The sequence below is a fragment of the Bartonella silvatica genome, from assembly GCF_040545155.1.
GTDB classification, from domain to species: Bacteria; Pseudomonadota; Alphaproteobacteria; order Rhizobiales; family Rhizobiaceae; genus Bartonella; species Bartonella silvatica.
This window is the reverse complement of the sequence record NZ_JBEPLI010000005.1, coordinates 1-21,006: the sequence shown is the minus strand read 5'-3', so window position 1 is coordinate 21,006 and position 21,006 is coordinate 1. Positions and strand designations below refer to the sequence as shown.

Annotated in this window: 19 protein-coding genes; 4 read left to right on the top strand and 15 right to left on the bottom strand. The window is 36.9% G+C overall.

What is annotated here, in order from left to right:
* Nucleotides 1-130 precede the first annotated feature (130 nt).
* The 4 genes from mgtE (at nucleotide 131) to ppa (ending at nucleotide 6,785) form a co-directional block, all read left to right on the top strand.
* Complete coding sequence (gene mgtE, locus ABID23_RS03620) at nucleotides 131-1,507, top strand: magnesium transporter (RefSeq protein WP_354189421.1); 1,377 nt, start codon at nucleotides 131-133, stop codon at nucleotides 1,505-1,507.
* Nucleotides 1,508-3,688: 2,181 nt separating this feature from the next.
* The gene (locus ABID23_RS03615; protein ID WP_354189509.1) at nucleotides 3,689-3,904 is read left to right on the top strand and encodes a type IV secretory system conjugative DNA transfer family protein; all 216 of its coding nucleotides are present in this window, start codon (nucleotides 3,689-3,691) and stop codon (nucleotides 3,902-3,904) included.
* A gap of 459 nt (nucleotides 3,905-4,363) precedes the next feature.
* Nucleotides 4,364-6,190, top strand: coding sequence for a translational GTPase TypA (typA, locus tag ABID23_RS03610; RefSeq protein ID WP_354189419.1), 1,827 nt, complete (start codon nucleotides 4,364-4,366; stop codon nucleotides 6,188-6,190).
* A 67-nt stretch (nucleotides 6,191-6,257) separates the two neighbouring features.
* Nucleotides 6,258-6,785, top strand: a complete 528-nt coding sequence (gene ppa, locus ABID23_RS03605) for an inorganic diphosphatase (protein WP_354189417.1) — start codon at nucleotides 6,258-6,260, stop codon at nucleotides 6,783-6,785.
* A gap of 31 nt (nucleotides 6,786-6,816) precedes the next feature.
* Here the strand turns inward: ppa and ABID23_RS03600 are convergent, their stop codons facing one another.
* From ABID23_RS03600 to ABID23_RS03530, 15 genes are all read right to left on the bottom strand, one after another.
* Nucleotides 6,817-7,134: a DUF167 domain-containing protein gene (locus tag ABID23_RS03600; protein ID WP_354189415.1), complete on the bottom strand. Its 318-nt coding sequence runs from the start codon at nucleotides 7,132-7,134 to the stop codon at nucleotides 6,817-6,819.
* A gap of 23 nt (nucleotides 7,135-7,157) precedes the next feature.
* Nucleotides 7,158-7,451: a YggT family protein gene (locus ABID23_RS03595; protein WP_354189413.1), complete on the bottom strand. Its 294-nt coding sequence runs from the start codon at nucleotides 7,449-7,451 to the stop codon at nucleotides 7,158-7,160.
* 342 nt (nucleotides 7,452-7,793) lie between these two features.
* Nucleotides 7,794-8,354 (bottom strand): invasion associated locus B family protein, encoded by a 561-nt coding sequence (locus tag ABID23_RS03590; RefSeq protein WP_354189411.1) that lies wholly within the window; start codon nucleotides 8,352-8,354, stop codon nucleotides 7,794-7,796.
* Nucleotides 8,355-8,483: 129 nt separating this feature from the next.
* Nucleotides 8,484-9,002, bottom strand: a complete 519-nt coding sequence (locus ABID23_RS03585; RefSeq protein ID WP_354189409.1) for an RNA pyrophosphohydrolase — start codon at nucleotides 9,000-9,002, stop codon at nucleotides 8,484-8,486.
* 41 nt (nucleotides 9,003-9,043) lie between these two features.
* The gene (locus ABID23_RS03580; protein WP_354189407.1) at nucleotides 9,044-10,354 is read right to left on the bottom strand and encodes a S41 family peptidase; all 1,311 of its coding nucleotides are present in this window, start codon (nucleotides 10,352-10,354) and stop codon (nucleotides 9,044-9,046) included.
* Nucleotides 10,344-11,627: a murein hydrolase activator EnvC family protein gene (locus ABID23_RS03575; protein ID WP_354189405.1), complete on the bottom strand. Its 1,284-nt coding sequence runs from the start codon at nucleotides 11,625-11,627 to the stop codon at nucleotides 10,344-10,346. The genes ABID23_RS03580 and ABID23_RS03575 overlap by 11 nt, the downstream gene beginning before the upstream one ends.
* Before the next feature lie 96 nt (nucleotides 11,628-11,723).
* The gene (gene rlmH / locus ABID23_RS03570) at nucleotides 11,724-12,206 is read right to left on the bottom strand and encodes a 23S rRNA (pseudouridine(1915)-N(3))-methyltransferase RlmH (RefSeq protein ID WP_354189403.1); all 483 of its coding nucleotides are present in this window, start codon (nucleotides 12,204-12,206) and stop codon (nucleotides 11,724-11,726) included.
* 1 nt (nucleotide 12,207) lies between these two features.
* Nucleotides 12,208-12,651 carry a ribosome silencing factor gene (gene rsfS / locus ABID23_RS03565; protein ID WP_354189507.1) on the bottom strand — a complete coding sequence of 148 codons (444 nt, stop codon included), beginning with the start codon at nucleotides 12,649-12,651 and terminating at the stop codon, nucleotides 12,208-12,210.
* Between the two features lie 39 nt (nucleotides 12,652-12,690).
* Nucleotides 12,691-13,284: a nicotinate-nucleotide adenylyltransferase gene (locus tag ABID23_RS03560; protein WP_354189505.1), complete on the bottom strand. Its 594-nt coding sequence runs from the start codon at nucleotides 13,282-13,284 to the stop codon at nucleotides 12,691-12,693.
* A 26-nt stretch (nucleotides 13,285-13,310) separates the two neighbouring features.
* On the bottom strand, nucleotides 13,311-14,570 hold the full coding sequence (locus ABID23_RS03555) for a glutamate-5-semialdehyde dehydrogenase (protein WP_354189401.1): 1,260 nt from the start codon (nucleotides 14,568-14,570) through the stop codon (nucleotides 13,311-13,313).
* 47 nt (nucleotides 14,571-14,617) lie between these two features.
* Nucleotides 14,618-15,757 (bottom strand): glutamate 5-kinase, encoded by a 1,140-nt coding sequence (gene proB / locus ABID23_RS03550; RefSeq protein ID WP_354189399.1) that lies wholly within the window; start codon nucleotides 15,755-15,757, stop codon nucleotides 14,618-14,620.
* Nucleotides 15,758-15,769: 12 nt separating this feature from the next.
* Nucleotides 15,770-16,786: a GTPase ObgE gene (gene obgE, locus ABID23_RS03545; RefSeq protein ID WP_354189397.1), complete on the bottom strand. Its 1,017-nt coding sequence runs from the start codon at nucleotides 16,784-16,786 to the stop codon at nucleotides 15,770-15,772.
* Between the two features lie 168 nt (nucleotides 16,787-16,954).
* On the bottom strand, nucleotides 16,955-17,677 hold the full coding sequence (locus tag ABID23_RS03540) for an RlmE family RNA methyltransferase (protein WP_354189395.1): 723 nt from the start codon (nucleotides 17,675-17,677) through the stop codon (nucleotides 16,955-16,957).
* Nucleotides 17,678-20,114: 2,437 nt separating this feature from the next.
* A complete protein-coding gene (locus ABID23_RS03535) occupies nucleotides 20,115-20,705 on the bottom strand; it encodes an invasion associated locus B family protein (protein WP_354189393.1) in 591 nt (196 codons plus the stop codon).
* 2 nt (nucleotides 20,706-20,707) lie between these two features.
* On the bottom strand, nucleotides 20,708-21,006 hold a 299-nt coding region (locus ABID23_RS03530), incomplete at its 5' end, for a YadA-like family protein (RefSeq protein ID WP_354189392.1).

Sequence of the window (21,006 nt, the reverse complement as noted above, 5' to 3'; positions counted from 1 at the left end):
TATTTCAAACATTAACAATTGAAGGGGTACTGTTGGGGATGATTTTTGCTTAAATTTTCCATAATTTTTATTTTGTCTTATCCATGATATAAATTTTTTTATCCTATAATCCTTCGGAAGGTACTTTATTATGACTGAAATTAAAACGACCTTCGACTTTAAAAGCTCTTCTCCTGAAGTTATCGCCGAGGAATTAAAAAGTCATCATTTTGCTGATGCAATTGATATCATCAATGACCTTGATATTGCAGAACGTGTCGCTGTTCTGAACCTTTTACCTCTTGATTATACGATTGAACTCTTTGACAAACCAGAGCTTGAAGAACCTGCAGCTATTCTTGAACTTCTGCCTATTAATCGCTCAGTTGAAGTTCTTGATGGTATGTCTGCTGATGCTGCAGCCGATGTCTTTCAAGAAATGAATAAAGAAACCCGTACGCAGCTTTATGCATTGCTTAACCCATTAACGCGTGCTGAACTTAAAAAACTCACGAGTTACCCTGATCATACAGCAGGGGCACTGATGACGACAGAGTTTATAGCCGTTCCTGCAAATTGGACTGTAAAAAAAACTTTGGCTCACATTCGCGATGTCGAACGGACACGTGAAACAGTCTATACAAGCTATGTTATTGATCCCAAGACAGGAACACTTCTCAAAGCTGTTTCATTACGCAATCTCATCCTTGCCTCACCTGATGATCAAATTTTAAATATCGCGACACATGATACACCTATTACAATATCTCCCCTTACACATCATGAAGACATCGCTCGTCTTTTTCAGCGTCATGACCTTCTCTCTGTGCCGGTGATTGATGACACTAACCATGTTATTGGTATTGTAACAGTCGATGATGTTCTTGATACAATGGTCGATGAGATGAGTGAAGATGCTTATAAGTTTGGGGGTATGGAAGCTCTCAATAAACCCTATATGCAGATCAACTTTCTTGGAATGATGAAAAAGCGTGGTGGTTGGCTTGCACTCCTTTTTCTTGGTGAAATGTTGACAGCAAGTGCTATGCAATATTTTGAAACAGAACTTGAAAAAGCCATCACTCTCACCCTGTTTATTCCTCTCATCATGAGTTCAGGAGGAAACTCTGGCTCGCAAGCAACATCACTTATTATTCGCGCTTTAGCTTTGCGCGAACTCTCACTGCGTGATTGGTGGAAAATTGCCCTACGTGAAATTCCTGCGGGAATATCTCTCGGAGTTTTGCTGGGTATTATTGGAATGATGCGTATTGCTCTTTGGCAAAAGTTTGGTATTTATGACTATGGTGAACATTGGATTTTTATTGCTATAACAGTGGGGACAGCTTTAATTGGCATTGTTACTTTTGGCTCCTTATCGGGCTCCATGCTTCCTTTCATCCTTAAAGGCCTTGGATTTGATCCAGCAAGTGCTTCAGCTCCCCTTGTCGCAACCTTAGTAGATGTTATGGGAATCGTGATTTATTTTTCTGTTGCCTCTCTTATATTGTCTGGAACTTTGCTATAACTTGAAAAGAAAGACACGCCCCACATAACTTAAATTTTTTTCTACATAGCAACTGTTTGGAAGCATGTTCTGACGTGAACTTTTCATGTAATGAGCAATTAGTATCTAGCATGCTTCTCTTTAAGGAATAACACTCCTTATATAAAAAAGAAGAACAGCATTGTGTTACACATTCATGTTTTTTTCAAAGAAACATTTTGCAACGTCCCCTATTTCACAACAATGTTCATATATAGTATTGCATAAATCTATTAAGGACGACCATCTCTATAGTTGTGAGGAACAAACCAGTATCACCCTTCTATTTGCCAACTTATAAGTATCACAGCACCCCCTCACATTGAAGCAATTCAATAAGGAGCATTTCTACTCTCAGTATTTTTTCAACACCGTTGTTCTGTTTGTAACGTACAAGCAGGTAATTGTAATTGATTCAACAACCAATAACTTTGAAATGAGAAAACTTTACGATATCACAGTCTCTCATTCAGCATGCAAGACATTTTAATATCCGTTCATATCTTGTCCTAAAAAAATATGATTTAAGCATTGTAACCTTCTAAGGAAAATCCATCATAATATCTAAAAATACTTCAAAAGAAGGAAGGCACCCAAAAAGGCTTCTACAAAAAAGACGTATACTGAGTTATTTATGACTTAGAGCTATGCTAAATCATAATTTGTTTTCATCGCTCACCAAGCCGGTACTGTGTTCAAACCAGCTATCTAAAACCTCATCACTAAATGGACTTAATAACGGATTTTCCATTTAAAATCCTAGACAATGCTACACACGACATACCAAAGCATTCAGTTGTTTCAATAACAGAGAGCCAACCAAGCTCTGCCATTATATCTTCATTCAAGAGCGCATTGGGATGTGAGGATATTCTAAATCATTGATTACCCCCCTTAACACCTTTTAAAAGATGTCGTTAAAAAACAGATAATTCAAATCACTTGGTTCTGCAAGCTAGCACCATCATTATATTTGCCAGTTCTTGGGTGTTGCTACAGCCCTTGCATTAAGACGGTTCATGAGAGCCAATTTTAATCTTTTCTTTTACAGTTTTTACCACATGCTAGCCCCGCTTATGACCTGCAAGCAAGTGACTTTAATTGATTCAATATAAAGAGATTTAAAATGAGAAAACCTTACGTTATTCGGAGTTCTCATTTAATCTCAATAACGCTAAATTATATATATAAATCAATATGTTGCTTCATCCACATCAAAGGCAGTAAAAATATATTTTCATTTTTGAGTACAGGTCGGTCGAGTTCTTTTATACGACCAATACTTTAGAAAGATTCAAGCCCTTTCTATTTAAATCTCAAGGTCATTATTTACTCTATCATTATAAAATACAAAAAACTTATTTACTGTCATTAAAAATAAAATGTTTTTCCATTTAACAAACTATAAAGTTCGATTTAAGCACCTTTATAGCCTTTCTTTCATCATGTTTTCGAAGCCCGCGTGAGAAGGACAAAAGAAGCCATTGTAATTATTGATCAAAAACGTCAGTGGCTTTAAAGGATTTTTTTGCCTCTAGCCAAAGCTTGTTAGTTCTCTTAATAAAGGCAGATTTTATGTCACAATTTTGGTGAGTAGACAGAGAGTTTAAGAGGCGAAACCCTCCCAACTATAAAAGTGCAGTGCAAAAAATGTTTACAGGAAAGGGAATATACCTTCACATAGCGCCAAAGTAACCAACCTATACGTGTAAACAAGCTTAAAAAAAATAACAATTTCTGTTGCTTTTGAAGAAAAATTCAAATCTTTGTGTGATTATTCATCTCTGGGTTCTTTTTAACTTGTACCAAAAATTGTCCTTACTCTATCCTAAAGTGTTTCAAATCTTTTCTTTTGGTTTTTGCAACCACTCCCTGTTTATTCTTAATATAAGAATAAATCTTCTAACACTTTGAGAGATATCAATCCTTCTATTCTTTGTAATTATGCAATGCAATCCCGATAACTAGAAGTTTCAGTAAAATAAAGCGTCGTTGTTTTAAAAGCAAACTTAGAAAAAGCCACTAAAATATTGACACGATCAGACTGCTTAATACCACCAAAAAGAGATGAATCACCACGCTCTATTAAACCAGCGCTAAAGATATTTAGTTTTCATTCTTTATTGTTAGCAATAATCGTTTCTTTATCTTTGTTTTGATTCAATACACATACTCTTTTTTGCTAATTTTAGTGGATACAAAGCAACATGCAATATTATTCTTACTTGCCTTAAATATACTGGTTCACGCGTTGTTTTCGATCCTTCAAACAAAATCGCTCCAATTGTTCAAGAAACAAGAAAATGCATATATAAAAATATCGTATATGTTCTTCACCTACCTAAAGAATTAACAAAAGCTTTTAATCCTTTAGATTGATTATTAGATGAATAACATACCAACCTCTGGTTCCGTAGAAACCTCTATTCAACATATTGATTTATATAAAATTTAAACTTATTCGTATTCAATAAAAATTCCGAATAATATAGGTTTCTTTTATTTCAAACCCTTTTATGCTGAATCAATCAAAATCCTTGTTTGCACATCACAAGTAGAGCTAGCATGTGGATAGAGTTGCATAAGACAAAGGGTAAAAATACCTCTTATGAAAAATCTTAAAAGGCTTGAGCAACATCCACAAGCTGATAAATATTATAATAATGGTGCCAGCAAAATACCGTCGTGTCTTGTTTATGATTCCTTTACCTTAAAGCATCCCTTGAAAATACACTTCCAAAATTATAAAAAAACATGTAAAAGGTTTTGTAATCGTAAGGTAAAGCTTATAAAAGCTTTATCTCAAATGGAATTTCACAAAAGAAAAGAAGAAAATTTATGCAATTGCGTAATATCGCCATCATTGCTCACGTTGACCATGGCAAAACAACACTCGTAGACGAACTTCTCAAACAATCAGGAAATTTTCGTGATAATCAGCGTACCAGTGAACGTATGATGGATTCAAATGACATTGAAAAAGAACGCGGAATTACAATTTTAGCAAAAGCGACATCTGTTGTCTGGAAAGATACTAGAATTAATATTGTTGATACACCAGGTCACGCCGACTTTGGTGGAGAAGTTGAACGTATTTTGAACATGGTGGACGGCGCAATTGTACTTGTTGATGCTGCTGAGGGGCCAATGCCGCAAACAAAATTTGTTGTTGGAAAAGCATTAAAGGTAGGACTACGCCCTATTGTTGCTATCAATAAAATTGATCGAGCGGACGCACGTCCTGATGAAGTTATCAATGAAGTTTTTGATCTTTTTGCAGCTCTTGATGCGACCGATGAACAGCTTGATTTTCCCATTCTTTACGGATCAGGCCGCGATGGGTGGATGGCTGAATCCCCCGAAGGACCCAAAGATCAGGGACTTAGTCCTTTGTTTGATCTTATAACGCGTCATGTTCCTTCTCCTCGTGTAGCGGAAGGGCCGTTTCGTATGATCGGGACTATTCTTGAAGCAGATCCATTTCTTGGACGAATTATTACAGGTCGGATACATTCCGGCTCTATAAAGTCTAATCAAAATGTTAAAGTTCTTGGACAAGACGGAAAACTTTTAGAAACTGGACGTATTTCAAAAATTTTGGCATTTCGTGGATTAGAACGCCAACCTATTGAAGAAAGTAGCGCTGGTGATATCGTAGCAATTGCAGGGCTACAAAAAGGTACCGTTGCGGATACCTTCTGTGATCCTGCCGTTAATGAGCCTCTGCCAGCTCAACCAATTGACCCTCCTACTGTTACGATGAGCTTTCTTGTCAATGATAGCCCTCTTGCAGGCACTGAAGGTGATAAAGTAACAAGTCGTGTCATCCGTGATCGTTTATTGAAAGAAGCAGAAGGAAACGTAGCTCTAAAAATCGAGGAATCAGCAGATAAAGATTCTTTTTACGTTTCAGGACGAGGAGAGTTGCAACTTGCTGTTCTCATTGAAAATATGCGCCGTGAAGGATTTGAACTTAGTGTTTCACGTCCACGTGTTGTGATGCAAAAAGATGAAAATGGAACAACTCTTGAACCAGTTGAAGAAGTTGTCATCGATGTTGATGAAGAATACTCTGGAACTGTTGTTCAAAAAATGTCTGAACGTAAAGGTGAAATGGTCGAATTGCGCCCCTCTGGAGGAAATCGTGTTCGTCTCGTCTTTTACGCGCCAACGCGAGGACTCATTGGCTATCAATCTGAGCTGTTAACTGATACACGTGGTACAGCTATTATGAATCGTCTTTTTCATGCCTATGAACCTTATAAAGGGGATATTAGTGGTCGTGTCAATGGTGTCATGATTTCAAATGATAGCGGTGAATCTGTCGCTTATGCTCTTTTTAATCTTGAAGATCGTGGGCCGATGATAATCGATGCCGGTGTTAAAGTCTATCAAGGAATGATTATCGGTATCCACTCACGCGATAATGATTTAGAAGTGAATGTTTTAAAAGGAAAAAAACTTACCAACATGCGTGCTTCCGGAAAAGATGAAGCGGTAAAACTAACTCCGCCTCTTAAAATGACGTTAGAGCGTGCCTTATCATGGATACAGGATGATGAACTTGTAGAGGTAACTCCTAAAAATATTCGTCTACGCAAACTTTATTTGGACCCAAACGAACGCAAACGTTTTGAAAAAACACGTTCATCAACTCCAATCTAATTCCATAACTGCTTAAGTTAAATACTTCATTATATTTAACTTCATCATACTCCTGAAAGGATCTTACATGAATATTAAAGAAATACCTGTTGGTAAAAATCCACCAGAAGACGTTAATGTTATTGTAGAAGTCTCTTGTGGTGGTCAACCAATAAAATATGAGATGGATAAAAAGTCGGAAACATTGTTTGTTGATCGTTTTCTTCATACGTCAATGATTTATCCGGGAAATTATGGTTTTGTACCACATACTCTTTCAGATGACGGTGATCCCATTGATGTTCTTATCTGCAATACGCGTCCACTGCTTCCTGGTTGTGTTATCAATGTCTGTCCCATCGGAGCCCTGATTATGGAAGATGATGGTGGCAAAGATGAGAAAATTATTGCCATTCCTGCCCCAAAATTAACAAAACGCTATATTGGCATTCATGACTATACAGATCTTCCCGAAATTACACTAAAGCAAATTGAGCATTTTTTTGAACATTACAAAGACCTTGAACCTGGGAAATGGGCCAAAATTGAAGGTTGGCGTGATAAGAGTTTTGCATATGAACTCATTAAACAAGCAGTTGAACGCAATAAAAAATAAAGCCTGTTTTTTAATGGGCTTTTATCTACTTCTACATAGAGGTATGTTTCTCTAATGAGAGCCATATCTTCTTGAGTTCTTCTAAGTGTGTTGAAAAATGAAGTTGTTTATAGCGAGATGTTGCGCCACTCTTTAGAGCAATACAAGAAGATGGAACCTTCCATTGCTTCGCTAAAAATTTAATAAGCGCTTTATTTGCTTTTCCATTTTCAGGAACAGCACGAAGGCGAATGACTAAATATTGCTTTCCATCATCCCTATCTTCAACTCCCATTATTTTGTCGACAGCCGTTTTAGGAATTAGTCGTACAAATAAAATCAAACCATTCCTATCAACTTGATGAAACATTTTCATTCATTTCATAGATATTTCTATATATACATACTTGCATAAGCATGCCACATAAAAGAACGAAATAAATAAATAATAATAAATACAACAATAGGAGAAATATCAATAGCTCCAAGATCTGGTAAAACACGTCGAACACGACTAAGGACTGGCTCTGTCAACTGATATAGAAAGTTTCTTATTAAAATAACAAAGCGATTGTGCGCATTTATTATATTAAATACATAGAGCCAAGAGAAGATAACGTTGATAATTAAAACATCAATATAAATATTAAAAATAAGGTCTATGACTTGAAGCAATGTATAAACCATGCTTTATTCCTCTTTTAATTTAAAAAAATAGAAGAGCGTGTAGTAGAGCATTTAAAATAAGCTTCTCTATACACAATGGTTTTATGCGCGAACGCCTTTTTCTCCATAAACAAAGAAACCCGACACTCCAATTCATCATTTCTATATCATGATGATATCTAACATACATTGAAGTAAAAATAATTAATCAAAATAAAAACAATGACTAAAAAATGAAAATCTCTGAAAAAGATTTTGAATCTCTTTTAACAAAATAATCTTGTTGTTTTAGCCAAAGCCCGCTACAAAAATGCTAAAAAATAAAAACGGCCTTTTAAGGCCGCTTTCATTATATTCTTAGAATTATTTCTGCAAAACAGTCAAACGATTAAGAGCATTACTAAAACCATTTAACTGTACGAATAAATCATTCAAAGGTGGTTCACCTAAATCAGCAATTGTCATAGCCAACTTCAAATGCTTACCAGCCCGTAGAGCTGCTACATAACTTTTGTCAAAAGCGATAGGAACAACACAGCCTGCTGGTACACAAGTCCGAATACCGGTTTCAATAACAGCCTTTCCCTCATCGACTTGTAAACGAACAGGCTTAGAGACCAAAATGCCAAAAGGAACGATCAAGTTACCAGACACAGCGCCATCAGCATTGAGATTAACAGTCATAGCCACAACTGTACGCCCCTGATCATTGACCTCCTGACGATGCATCAAGCAAACTTTTTTTCCTCCCTGTATACCACAGTTGATAGTCCACAAACCATAGGTTTCAGTTAAAGAAGAAGCGCCATTTGGCAATGTAGCTGCTGTAGCTTTCGTTGCTGCTGGTTTGGAATCCGATGCAAACGCCACAGAAGAAATACTCAAAAGAGCAGAAACTATAATTAAATTAAATAACTTTTTCATTTTATATTCCAATTCTTTACCTAAAAAAGAAACATGCTTATTATTTTCTGAAATTTATATAATAAAATACAATATTATACAAAGCATCTTAAAGAAAAAAAGCTTTCTACAGTTATATAGCTTTTATAATCATTTAAGGCTACCTTGAAATTCACTAACAACTTTCGTATAGACCTGCTTTTTAAAAGAGACAACAATTGAAGGAAGAGTTTTTAGATCAACCCACTTCCACTGGTCAAATTCAGCTTTATTACCATCAGGCGGCGGATTGATTGCAATTTCAGAAAGCTCTCCTGTAAATTGAAAGGCAAACCATTTTTGTACTTGTCCACGATACTTATTGCTTAATGTGGATCCAATAAGTTCTTGTGGAAAATCATAATGAAACCAATTCCGTGCCTCCTTAATAAATTTTACAGACTGAATACCCGTTTCTTCGTAGAGTTCACGATATGCTGCATCTAATGGTTTTTCATTTTTATCAACTCCTCCTTGAGGAAGCTGCCAACGATGAGACATTTCGGTAACGGCATGAGGGGACGTCACCAAACGGCGCCCAACCCAAACTTTACCCTCATGATTAAAGACAACAATTCCAACACATTTCCGATAAGGAAGAGCCTTTAAATTCGTCACTTCATCGCTCATTCAATTCCCCTCAAAAGCATCAACTCTATCCATATTTTTGCTCACTTCAAAACATCCTTATTAGGATCTGGTGGAAATGCTGCATTTTTTATTTCACCACGCAACAGCTTATAAGCCTCATGTAATTGAATATCATCCTTAGGATCTTGCGGAACAAAAGCTGCTGAACCAGACCCTTTATTGTCTTCCCGCTTTCCTTTGATATGCCCTTTTAACGCAGATTCACCAATCTTTACATCATAGCCTTTATATTTTTCAGGCAGTGGTTGCTCTACAAGAATATCAGGTGTAATCCCAGTACCTTGAATTGAGGTGCCTGATGGCGTGTAGTAAAGCGCTGTTGTTAAACGTAAAGCACCATTCTCACCCAAAGGAATAATTGTTTGAACAGATCCCTTCCCAAAAGACTGTGTACCTAAAATTGTAGCACGACGATGATCTTGCAATGCACCTGCCACAATTTCAGAAGCACTTGCCGAACCACCATTAATGAGGACAACGAGAGGTTTTCCATTAATAAGGTCACCCGGCTTAGCGTCAAATCTTGTCACATCACTTTTTTTACGGCCACGGGTCGATACAATCTCACCTTTATTAAGAAAGGCGCTCGAAACACTCACAGCTTGATCGAGAAGACCACCAGGATTCAGCCGTAGATCAAGAACATATCCTTTCAGCTTATCTTTAGGAATTTTAGATTGAATATCTTCAATTGCAGCCCGAAGGTTTTTAAAAGTTTGTTCAGAAAACTGAATAACTCTTAGATAACCAATATCATCTTCAACGCGATATTTCACCGCTTTCACCTTGATGATATCACGAACAACTTTAATTTCGAGTGGTTTATCAACACCAGAACGAAGAATTGTCAATGTGATTGGTTCTCCAGGAGCTCCTCGCATCTTATTAACAGCTTCATTCAATGTCTGCCCATTTGTCTGTACACCATCAATTTTTGAAATGAGATCCCCCGCCAAAATACCAGCTTTTGAAGCAGGTGTATCATCCATGGGAGAAACAACTTTAACCAAACCTTTCTCCATAGTAACTTCAATACCAAGTCCTCCAAACTCTCCCTTCGTAGAATCCCGCATCTCCTTGGCTTCTTCAACATTTAAATAAGATGAATGAGGATCAAGCGATGTGAGCATACCATTAACGGCATTTTCAATAAGCTTTTTATCATCCGGAACCGTCACATATTGCATACGTACACGCTCGAAGATATCACCAAACAAAGCCAGCTCTTTATACGCATTACCTTCATTATTGGCAGCAACAGACTGCACCATAATCATTGAACTGGCGCCGAGCAATACCCCAGCGACCAAAAGAATAACTTTACGAATCATTTTGGTTCCTTCTCGTTTTTTCAGTCCGCCACCAAGGAGTTGGATTTACAGGCTTTCCCTGTTTTCTAAACTCAATGTAAAGCATTGGAACAGTTTTGCCTATATCCAATGCAACACTATTCGCAATAAATTGCGTTCCCATCATTCCAAGCGGCTCCCCAGCAAGGACAAACTGCCCTTGTGTTACATTGATTCTTGACATTCCAATAAGAACAATATGATAGCCATTTCCGACATTGAGAATAATTAATTGTCCATAAGAACGAAATGGTCCAGCAAAAGCAATAAGAGCATCAGCAGGTGATACCACAACAGCTTTCGATTCTGTTTCAATCATCTCACCAAAACGCATGACCTGTGAACTATTATGGACATGCCGAATTCTTTTTCCCAAAACAGGGAAAAGTAAAGAGCCTTTGCGTTTTTCAAAATTGGACTGCTCTAACAATTGTAAACTTTTCCGTATCTGTGTTGATGCATCAAAACTAAATTTTGATTGACGGTCAAGTTCTAAAATTAATTCTTCCAAAGATTGTGCTTTTTCAACAAGAGAAATGTTTTTTTGTTGTTGTTCTGTTAATTCTTCTTCTGACTTTTTTTGTAATTTGGCTTTTTTATCCAATAAAAGCTCTAAACGCTTTTGCTCTTCTGCTTGACTTTGCATTTTAGCCTTTAAAACTGCATATTCTTTAGCAATGGAGTCGCTCAAATGGGTCAACTCTTTAAGGCTTTCAACTAAAGCCCGTGTTTTCTCTTGCATTTGAGGAACAACAGCTCCCAATAAGACAGAGCTACGTATAGAAGCCAACACGTCCTCAGGACGCGCCATAAGCGCAGGAGGTGGATTTAATCCCATACGTTCTAAAATAGCAAGCACTTCTGCAAACTCAGCGCGACGACTCTTTAAGCTCTGCTGAACTTGCACTCGTTGTTCTATCATTATTTTTAGCTTTTCTTCTCTTTCAGCAATATTATGTGCTATTGCACGTTCTGTTTTAGCCGCTATAATAAGCGCATCGCTCAAAACACGCTGATCTTTCTTTAAACCCTCAACTTGATGCATAAGAAAGGAAACACGTTTACGCGAGAGTGAAATGTTTTCGCGAATCTCTACCAACGCTTTATGTACTTCTGTTGCACTACTCACGGCGTCTTCAGCACGCGATGCTGAAAAACAAAATCCTATACTCAAGAGTGGCACGACAAACATCATGCCTTTCTTATATAAATACTGCGCCTTTCTAGGAAGAGGCTCTTTCATTTTTCTAACCATTAAGCATCATCACATAAATTATCGATGCTTTAAAAGATCTCAGCTAAAACAATATTAATAAATGCATAAATAAGTACTAAAAATAGCACAAGACTATTAAAAACGATGATAAGGATGGTTGCTAACAATTGTTACTGCACGATAAAGTTGCTCTGTAAGAAGTATACGTGCAATTTGATGCGGCCACGTCATAAAACCAAAAGATAAAAGGAAATCAGCACGTTTTCTTATCTCCTCACTATGTCCATCAGGCCCTCCTAAAGCAATGATAAGATCACGAACACCTTCATCACTATAAGACCTTAATTTTTCAGAAAAAGCAGGGGATGAAATTGATTTTCCTCGCTCATCCAATACAATTAATCGACATTTTTCAGGTAAAAACGCGATGAGCTTTTTTCCCTCTTCCTCCATACGCTGGCACACTGTCTGAGCACGACTTTCTGATATCTCTTGTAGTTTTTTTAAATGCCACCCTACAACTCTAGAACTTGTAGAAAAACGATCCAAATAGTGCTCAACCAACTTATGCTCTGCCCCTTTCTTCATACGCCCAACAGCAAAAATAGAAATTTGCACGTTAATGATCTCCCAAGAACACTGATTTTGGATTATTTAAATCTGGAGAAAGCCACATTTTTTCTAAATTGTAGAAGAGACGAATTTCTGGACGAAAAAGATGAATAATAATATCACCTGTATCAATCAATACCCAATCACCTCCAGAAAGCCCTTCTACACGTGCAAGGGTGTATCCACTGTCTTTCCAAGTGCGTAATAAATGATCAGCAATAGCGGATACGTGACGATGAGAATGTGCTGAAGCGATGACCATGTAATCAGCAATAGACGACTTACCCTGAATATCAATGGAAACGATATCTTCTGCTTTTGTATCCTCTAAACTCTTGAGAATAATTTCGAGACTGTTAATGACAGAAGTATTTTTTTTGGCTGTCAAAGATACAACACTGTCAGAATGTTTTTTTGAAATATTTTTCAGATTAATATCCTTTCTTATTATTTAAAATATCAAAAACAGAAGCAGAATCTTATAAAGTTTTCAAGCAAAATCATTCTTTTGGAGACGAAGTTTTGTTGAAGACTGAAAAGATAAAGGTCCGTGCAAATAAGTCCAGACCGGTGGTTTCATAAAAGGTAATCGTATACTTTCCCGTTCATCTAAACGAAAAGAACGATAAATTTGCGCCATAGGAGAAGAAAGTGCTGGTATCTGACAAAGAGGACGATCGATAACTGCAATAGGAAGCATCGATATAATATCATGCCATCGGTACCAATGGTGAATTGTTGCAAAACTATCTGCCCCCATAATCCACACAAAATGAACCCCGCGACAATGCGTAAGAATATGAGAAACTGTATCGGCTGATATTTTACTGCCTATAGCCTGCTCAAAACCTGTTATGCGAATCTTTGGATGATCAATAAGTTCAAAGCTTAACCGCATTCTCTCATCTAAAGACAATAAGTTTGTATAATCCTTTAGAGGATTCCCCGGTGTTACCATCCACCATAATTGATCAAGGTGTAAACGCCGAATGGCAATCTTTGCGACAAGAAGATGCCCAGTGTGGGGTGGATTAAAAGACCCACCAAAAAGACCAATCACGTTAGACCTTTCCACATGTGGCATATGATTTTTCCAAGAAAAAAATAGATTCATAAAGGTCTAACCTGCCCATTTCCTCTAATATGGTATTGAAATGATGTGAGTTGTTCAACTCCTATAGGACCACGCGCATGCATTTTCCCTGTAGCAATACCAATTTCTGCTCCAAAACCAAATTCACCCCCATCAGCAAATTGTGTTGACGCATTATGAAGCAAAATAGCCGAATCCAAACGATTAAAAAATATTTTTACCACACCCATATCCTCAGCAATAATCGATTCTGTATGTCCTGATGAATAACGTTGAATGTGCGCAATAGCTTCCTCAATACCATCAACTGTTTTTACAGAAAGAATAGCATCAAGATATTCATGCGACCAATCCTCTTCAGAAGCCAATTTGAGCTCTGGCATAAGAAAAACAATATCCTCTGTTGCGCGAATTTCACACCCTTTTTCTTGCAAATCCCTCAGAACAGGAAGAAACTTTTTTAATGCTTGACGGTCTATGAGAAGGGTCTCGACAGCACCACATATACCTGTCCGACGCAACTTGGCATTAAAAACAATATGACGCGCCATCTCTAAATCTGCGGACTGATCAATATAAATATGACAGAGCCCCTCTAAATGCGCAAAAGTCGGAACACGTGCATCAGACTGAACCCGCGCAACAAGACTTTTCCCACCACGAGGTATAATAACATCAATCATACCATCCAACCCTTTAAGCATTTCTCCAACAGCAGCACGATCTGTCGTTCCAACCATTTGAATCGCATCTTTAGGAAATCCAGCCTTCTCTAACCCCCTTACCAACGCTAAATAAAGGGCATGGCTAGAATGAAAACTATCTGAACCACCACGTAAAATTGTTGAATTTCCAGCTTTCAAACACAAAGCACTTGCATCAACTGTAACATTTGGGCGACTTTCATAAATGATACCAATGACACCAAGAGGCGTACGAACGCGGCTAATATGAAGCCCATTAGGACGTATCCATTCACTCATGACTTGTCCAATAGGATCAGGCAAAGCAGCAATCTGATATACACTGTCTATGATCGCGTGCAAACGCAGTTCATCTAACTTGAGACGATCAATTATCGCTGGCTTCAAGTTATTATGAGCCGCATTTTCTAAATCCTGATGGTTTGCCCGTAAAATTTCAGTTGAATGTGTCTCCAAACTCAAAGCAATCATCTCTAATGCTTTATTCTTTTGTTCAGAAGACATAACAGCCAGAATCGCAGCAGCACGACGCGCTTTTTGCCCCATATCCTTCATCTGTTCTTTTAAAGCCATAGTATAATCCACTCTGCCAAAACGATAAACAAGGTAAAAATAGTTTTTTAAGCAGAATCGCTCAAGCAGCGTAGAACCATGTCATTACGATGGACAATAGCAGAGCGTGCTGCATAGCCAATGATCGATTCAATTTCTTCGCTTTTACACCCCATAATACGCACTGCTTCATCTTTGCTGTAATTAACAAGTCCACGAGCAACTTCAACACCATTGATATCAACAATCGCAACCGTATCTCCACGATCGAATCTGCCCTTAACCGCAATAACCCCCGCAGCTAACAATGATTTTCCAGATTCAAGTGCCTTAACGGCTCCCTGATCAATCGTCAAAGTACCAGATGGATCTAAATGGCCAGAAATCCACGTTTTCCAAGCATTAACAGGCTTTTCACTCGCAGCAAAAAAACTTTTGCGCTCCCCACAATCAATTGCTGAAAGAGGATTCATACGCTTTCCTGAAGTAATAACCATTGCTGTCCCAGCGGAATTCGCTATTTTTCCCGCATCGAGTTTTGTTTTCATTCCTCCACGAGAAAGTTCTGAAGCAGCAACATCAGCCATTTTTTCAATATCGCTGGTAATTGATGAAATAAAAGGAATAAATTCAGCTGCTGGATCACGATGAGGAGACTTTGTATAAAGACCATCAATATCTGATAAAAGAATTAAAAGATCTGAACCCATCATTGTTGCCACACGCGCTGCTAAACGATCATTATCACCATAGCGAATTTCACTCGTCGCTACAGTATCGTTTTCGTTAATAACGGGTATAGCTCCAAAACGTAAAAGCACATTAATCGTAGCACGTGCATTGAGATAACGCCTTCGCTCTTCCGTATCAAAGAGAGTCAGCAAAATTTGACCTGTTTTTAATCCATATTGCGCAAGAACATTGCCATATGTTTTTGCTAATTCAATTTGTCCCAGTGCCGCACATGCCTGACTTTCTTCTAATTTCAAAGTTCCCTTAGGAAGCTGTAACAATGTTCTTCCTAAAGCAATAGCACCTGAAGAGACTAATAAAACTTCAACGCCATTTTGATGCAACTTAGCAATATCACTTATCAAACTATTGAGCCACTTAACACGTAAGCCTGTCTGAGAATCAACCAAAAGCGCAGACCCAACTTTGACGACAATACGTTTATAATTTGCAAGTTTTTGCAACCCAGCTTCCATACTTAATGAACCTTAATATGCCCCACTATCGCTCTCTTTGCGTGCCATTTCAATAACATGCGCAACAGCACGTAACACATCTTCTACTCCTTCACGAGTGACCGCAGAAAACATTTTCACAGATTGGCCTACTACTTTTTGCAAAATTTTTTGTTTTGCTTTACGCTCTTCAACTGTGAGAGTATCTATCTGACTTAAAGCTACAATTTCAACCTTATCACTAAGATTATTTCCATACGCCTCTAGTTCACGACGTACAACTCGATATGCTTTTTCCACATCTTCTTCTTGAGCAGAAATTAAATGGAGCAAAACACGACAACGCTCCACATGTCCTAAAAAACGATCTCCAATCCCCACGCCCTCATGTGCACCTTCAATCAAGCCTGGAATATCAGCCAAAACAAATTCACGAGCATCAATGCGCGCAACACCAAGATGAGGGTATAGAGTGGTAAAAGGATAATCTGCAATTTTTGGTTTGGCAGCGGTCACGGAAGCTAAAAAAGTTGATTTTCCAGCATTGGGCAAACCAACAAGCCCACCATCAGCAATTAACTTCAAACGAAGCCACAATGTACGCTCTTCTCCAGCTAAACCTGGATTCGCATGACGAGGAGCTCGATTTGTAGATGTTGTAAAATGAAGATTCCCAAAGCCGCCATTCCCCCCTTTTGCAAGGCGATAACGTTGCCCAACTTCTGTTAAGTCACAAATCAACGTTTCATTATCTTCTTCAAAAATTTGTGTGCCAACCGGTACTTTCAGGATAATATCATCACCCTTTTCACCCGTCATGTTACGCCCTTTACCGTGTCCCCCTGTTTTGGCTTTAAAATGCTGCTGATAACGATAATCAATCAGTGTGTTGAGCCCATCAACAACAAGAGCCCAAACGTCACCGCCACGTCCTCCATTACCACCATCAGGTCCCCCAAATTCAATGAACTTTTCACGACGAAACGATACCGCGCCTGCTCCTCCAGTACCAGAACGAATATAGACTTTAGCTTGATCAAGAAACTTCATTGGAAACGCTCTCTCGAGGAATCAACACCTCTACCTCTATAGGCAATACATCAATTTTACCAGTTTTTCATTGTAGACAAAAGAACAACTATCGACGATATCGCTGTCAAACATTCAAAAAAATCTTATGTAAATAAATTTCAACCTTTTGAAAAGAGGAAGTTGTTTTCACTCTTCTATTTTTCCTTTAAATTTAAGTGCCAAAAGATAAAGCTCTACGGATTCTGATCGACTTGCAGGTGGCTTAACATGATGAACTGTCTTAAAATTTTGTTTCAATGTCGTCAGGAGGGTATTTTCTGCTCCACCTTGAAAAGCTTTTGCTAAAAAATGCCCTCCAGGTTTAAGAACTGAAAGAGCAAAATCAGCAGCAACCTCACATAAATGAATTGTTCTTAAGTGATCAGTCTGACGATGACCTGTAGTTGGTGCTGCCATATCCGAAAGAACAACATCCGGCTTTGTTCCTAAAGCATCAATTAATTTTTGTGGTGCATCTGCATGTAAAAAATCCATTTCTAACATCACAACCCCAGGCAATGGCTCAACATGCAAATAATCAATACCAACCACACTAGGATTTTGATCATTTGATCCTATAGCGCGTAGCGCAACCTGACACCATCCCCCAGGCGCTGCTCCAAGGTCGATAACTTTTTGCCCTTTTTTAAGAAATTTATAACGTTCATTCATTTCGATGAGCTTATAAGCTGAACGAGAACGATAGCCATCTACTTTCGACTGATGAACATAAGGATCATTTAGATGCCTCTCTAACCATCGCCGTGACGACGCTTTAATGGTTCCTGCTTTTTTCCTGACACGCTGGTATAATTCATGCGACCCTGAACCACCATATCCGCCAGTGGATGTTTTGATCGTTTTCTTCATCTTTTTTCATTGTCTCCGTATTCTGATAGCTTCTAACGCTTAAAGCTTCTTCTCTTCCTATGCTAAAAACTATACACCATCTTGTAACAAAAACACTATGAAAACTCCTTATTTCAATCTAGGATCAGCAACTCTTAATCGTTTAAAAAACCGATCTTCTTGGCTTCTTGTGTGACAGCTAAAGTAAAATCTTTCCTCCCTCCCAATATAAATGTTGTTGGCGCATTTTTTTATGTCCCATAATAGTTTTACGTCTTTCATCATGAGATTTCATGTTTGCATCATTCATTCAAATACTATCAGTCAATTTTCTTCCAATCATAACGCTCTCAATTAAGGTATATCCTTTAAAGCTATCATCACTCCAGAAGTTCCCCAAAATAAAACTTCAAACTCCAAGCTACAGCCTCTAATTTATAAAAATATGAAAAATTATTTATAAAACCTCGCACATAACTTCTCACTATTTCAAAAACATCTAGATTAATATTATTTCCGAAAAAACATTCAGAAGTCGTCACAACATCAACAAACAAATAAGTGTAAACTGCAATCTATTTCATTAAACGTAAAGAATGCTATTTAGGAAAATCAAGCAGAATAGTTTCTGATGCCTATCCTCCTATATCAAAAAGCACAATTGTACTAACGTGTAACTCAATAAACCCATCGTGCTCTATAACAGAAAAACGTGCTTCCATTTCCCTATTTAATAATTTCCAATTCTAGGACAACATCATCCAAAACATATTAAATAAAACATCAAAGACCGTTTTCCGAACGCACAAGCCTCCGTCGCAACGAAGCGATAACACTTAATACGCCTTTACTTTAACTTTAAATAACAAATCTTTTATGCATCAATCGCACAGTCCACAACTCATATATTTAAGAAACTAAATCTTTTCCTAATCATATAACATGCGAGAAAGTACCAATAATTCGAAAATAGTCCGTTTTTCTAGGAGAAACCGGTAAACAATAATTATCTAGTCCTACGTAAAAAAATGAGAGTTTTAATTGAAAAAACATGAAAAAAGTTATTTCAATTTTTTTGGTACCTATAATTATTTAACCATGGAATTGAAACTCCGTGTCCTTTTGTATAGGAACCTAATTTTTTCAATATCTTTGTTTCCGCCTCTTCTGCCACTCAGTAGAAATAAAGTATGCTATTGTCTGCTACAACGTAGTATAATTATTTTTATTGTCTCGCGCGACTACACAATTTTTTAGCACTAATATCAAATTTTCTTCATCACTTTGACTGCTTTGCATTATAATTTAATAGAGATATTTTTCCTTATTCATGAAGTATTTTTTCAAAATAACGAAACATGTAAAAACTCTTCCCTTTATTCTTAAAAACAAAGTAACAACGTAAAATTACATTATAAAAAGAATAGTATTCTCTACTTTTCTATTATAAAGATTTTAACCACTCCTATCACTAAGATTTTTGAATAATTGTTCTACAAAGTCATACTTTTCTTGGTAACTCTAACGCTATAAATAAATCGTCTATAATTACATAATTTCTAACTATCTGGCTCCTCTTTCATTAGACATAAGTTTATAGATTTAACTAAATATTCAGTCTATTTGAAACTATGAGTTAATCATTTCCTCCTTTATGTAAAGCACCATTAAAGTAAGTCCTTAATTAAATCATCATAAAGTAAATTTTTATCCAAAGGCCCATATGAAACTTTTTTTGATATTCATGACAATAATTTATATTTGTTTCAAAATCTTAACTTTATTTTTATAATCCATACGTTGCTTCACTAAACTATTAATTGCACTCTCTTGATTATTGAAAAACGACTAAAAAATTCGGACAATCTCTATCTTCATCCTAAGTCTTATTTAACTCTTTTCATATCGCCAACTTATTAAGAGCTAGCCTCGTGATGACATTTCATTTATATTCTTTTTATCCAATTTTATTGCTTCTATGATACCAATATCATAAGCAAATCATTGATTTATTTAAGCATTGAAGTTCTAGAAGATCTGGGGTACTTTCCTTTTAAAAGTCAAGGATATTACCCAGACACTGACGTGCGTATTATATCAGAAAATATTTTAAATCATTTAAAAAGAGCATAACGAAATTATAATCTAGGAGTTCTATCATATCGCTCATACTCAAATTTATAAAAAGGAGTTGAATAAACTTCTAATATAATTTGTACCGGTTATATCTTTAATGCAAGAAGATATGCGCATATTCCTAGATATTTTTTAAATTTTATTTTATATTTACACGATACAGCTTTTAAGTTGTATTTTTTAGAATGGCTAAGTTCTTATATCTTCATTATAAAAATAACTATTGCGTATTAATAAACAATCACTAATTGTTAAATACTCCTCTTTAAAAACCCATAAAAGTTTTCCATAGAAATAACCCTGCTAAAGGATTCTGTATAGCCTATCGTTGTAAAGAATAAAGCGCTTCACTTAACCCTTTAAATGGCAAAGTAAAAGAAAATTCTTTCCCTTTTTTAACCCTATAAGAAATACGTACTTCTTTATTCTGCTCTATTTGTTTATTTAAAATTGGTTTTACAAGAAATTGTGCTAAGCAGACGAATTTATCACATTGCGTATAACGAATAAGGAGGGGCTCTTTAACACCTTCCATAAACAATCGAATAGGAACTTTTGTATCAGCATTTGGTAATGTTCGCAAAAGCATTACTGCTTGACCGCTCTTCGTAGAAACCAAAGACCAACTAAAAACAGTATTATCCTCTTGATCATGAACGGCTTGCGTTACATTACATACACCTTGCCTAAGTTTTTCTTTTTCATCACAAATTAAAGTCCAGTAATAAAATTGCGTAATAATACGACGTGTTTCACCAGGCGCCCCTTTAGGAATAGATAATTGCGGTGGATGCACCGTATAAGTATTATTTTTTTCATTAGCAAGGCTTTCACCCTTGCCCATTAAAGCAAGGGTGAACAGAATATATGCAAAAATATTTCGTTTTTTTATAATAATATCAATTCTTTTCATTGTTACCGCAACCTTAGAGTAATCCCTGCACCAATACCCCAATGACCGCCAGAACTGGTTACAGATATATTAGAACGGATATTTCCATCTTCAGAAGTATATCCAGCACCAACAGCAAAGGCTGATTGATTACGCCATGCCCCCGTACCAAACGAAAGACTTAAAGATCCAGGTATATCATAATAACGTAAATTAGATACTGCCAAACCAATAGCTGCCGCTTGTCTTGCTTCTTTCCGGACATCCTCAATCGCATAACTTAATGTTTCGAATTTTGTATCTGTGTAGAACTTCGCTTCAT

Excerpts from the sequence above, each read along its gene's own strand:
- mgtE (WP_354189421.1), top strand. The coding sequence starts at position 131 with ATGACTGAAATTAAAACGACCTTCGACTTTAAAAGCTCTTCTCCTGAA.
- typA (WP_354189419.1), top strand. The coding sequence starts at position 4,364 with ATGCAATTGCGTAATATCGCCATCATTGCTCACGTTGACCATGGCAAA.
- ppa (WP_354189417.1), top strand. The coding sequence starts at position 6,258 with ATGAATATTAAAGAAATACCTGTTGGTAAAAATCCACCAGAAGACGTT.
- ABID23_RS03600 (WP_354189415.1), bottom strand. The coding sequence starts at position 7,134 with ATGTTTCATCAAGTTGATAGGAATGGTTTGATTTTATTTGTACGACTA.
- ABID23_RS03595 (WP_354189413.1), bottom strand. The coding sequence starts at position 7,451 with ATGGTTTATACATTGCTTCAAGTCATAGACCTTATTTTTAATATTTAT.
- ABID23_RS03590 (WP_354189411.1), bottom strand. The coding sequence starts at position 8,354 with ATGAAAAAGTTATTTAATTTAATTATAGTTTCTGCTCTTTTGAGTATT.
- ABID23_RS03585 (WP_354189409.1), bottom strand. The coding sequence starts at position 9,002 with ATGAGCGATGAAGTGACGAATTTAAAGGCTCTTCCTTATCGGAAATGT.
- ABID23_RS03580 (WP_354189407.1), bottom strand. The coding sequence starts at position 10,354 with ATGATTCGTAAAGTTATTCTTTTGGTCGCTGGGGTATTGCTCGGCGCC.
- ABID23_RS03575 (WP_354189405.1), bottom strand. The coding sequence starts at position 11,627 with ATGGTTAGAAAAATGAAAGAGCCTCTTCCTAGAAAGGCGCAGTATTTA.
- ABID23_RS03560 (WP_354189505.1), bottom strand. The coding sequence starts at position 13,284 with ATGCCACATGTGGAAAGGTCTAACGTGATTGGTCTTTTTGGTGGGTCT.
- ABID23_RS03555 (WP_354189401.1), bottom strand. The coding sequence starts at position 14,570 with ATGGCTTTAAAAGAACAGATGAAGGATATGGGGCAAAAAGCGCGTCGT.
- proB (WP_354189399.1), bottom strand. The coding sequence starts at position 15,757 with ATGGAAGCTGGGTTGCAAAAACTTGCAAATTATAAACGTATTGTCGTC.
- obgE (WP_354189397.1), bottom strand. The coding sequence starts at position 16,786 with ATGAAGTTTCTTGATCAAGCTAAAGTCTATATTCGTTCTGGTACTGGA.
- ABID23_RS03540 (WP_354189395.1), bottom strand. The coding sequence starts at position 17,677 with ATGAAGAAAACGATCAAAACATCCACTGGCGGATATGGTGGTTCAGGG.
- ABID23_RS03535 (WP_354189393.1), bottom strand. The coding sequence starts at position 20,705 with ATGAAAAGAATTGATATTATTATAAAAAAACGAAATATTTTTGCATAT.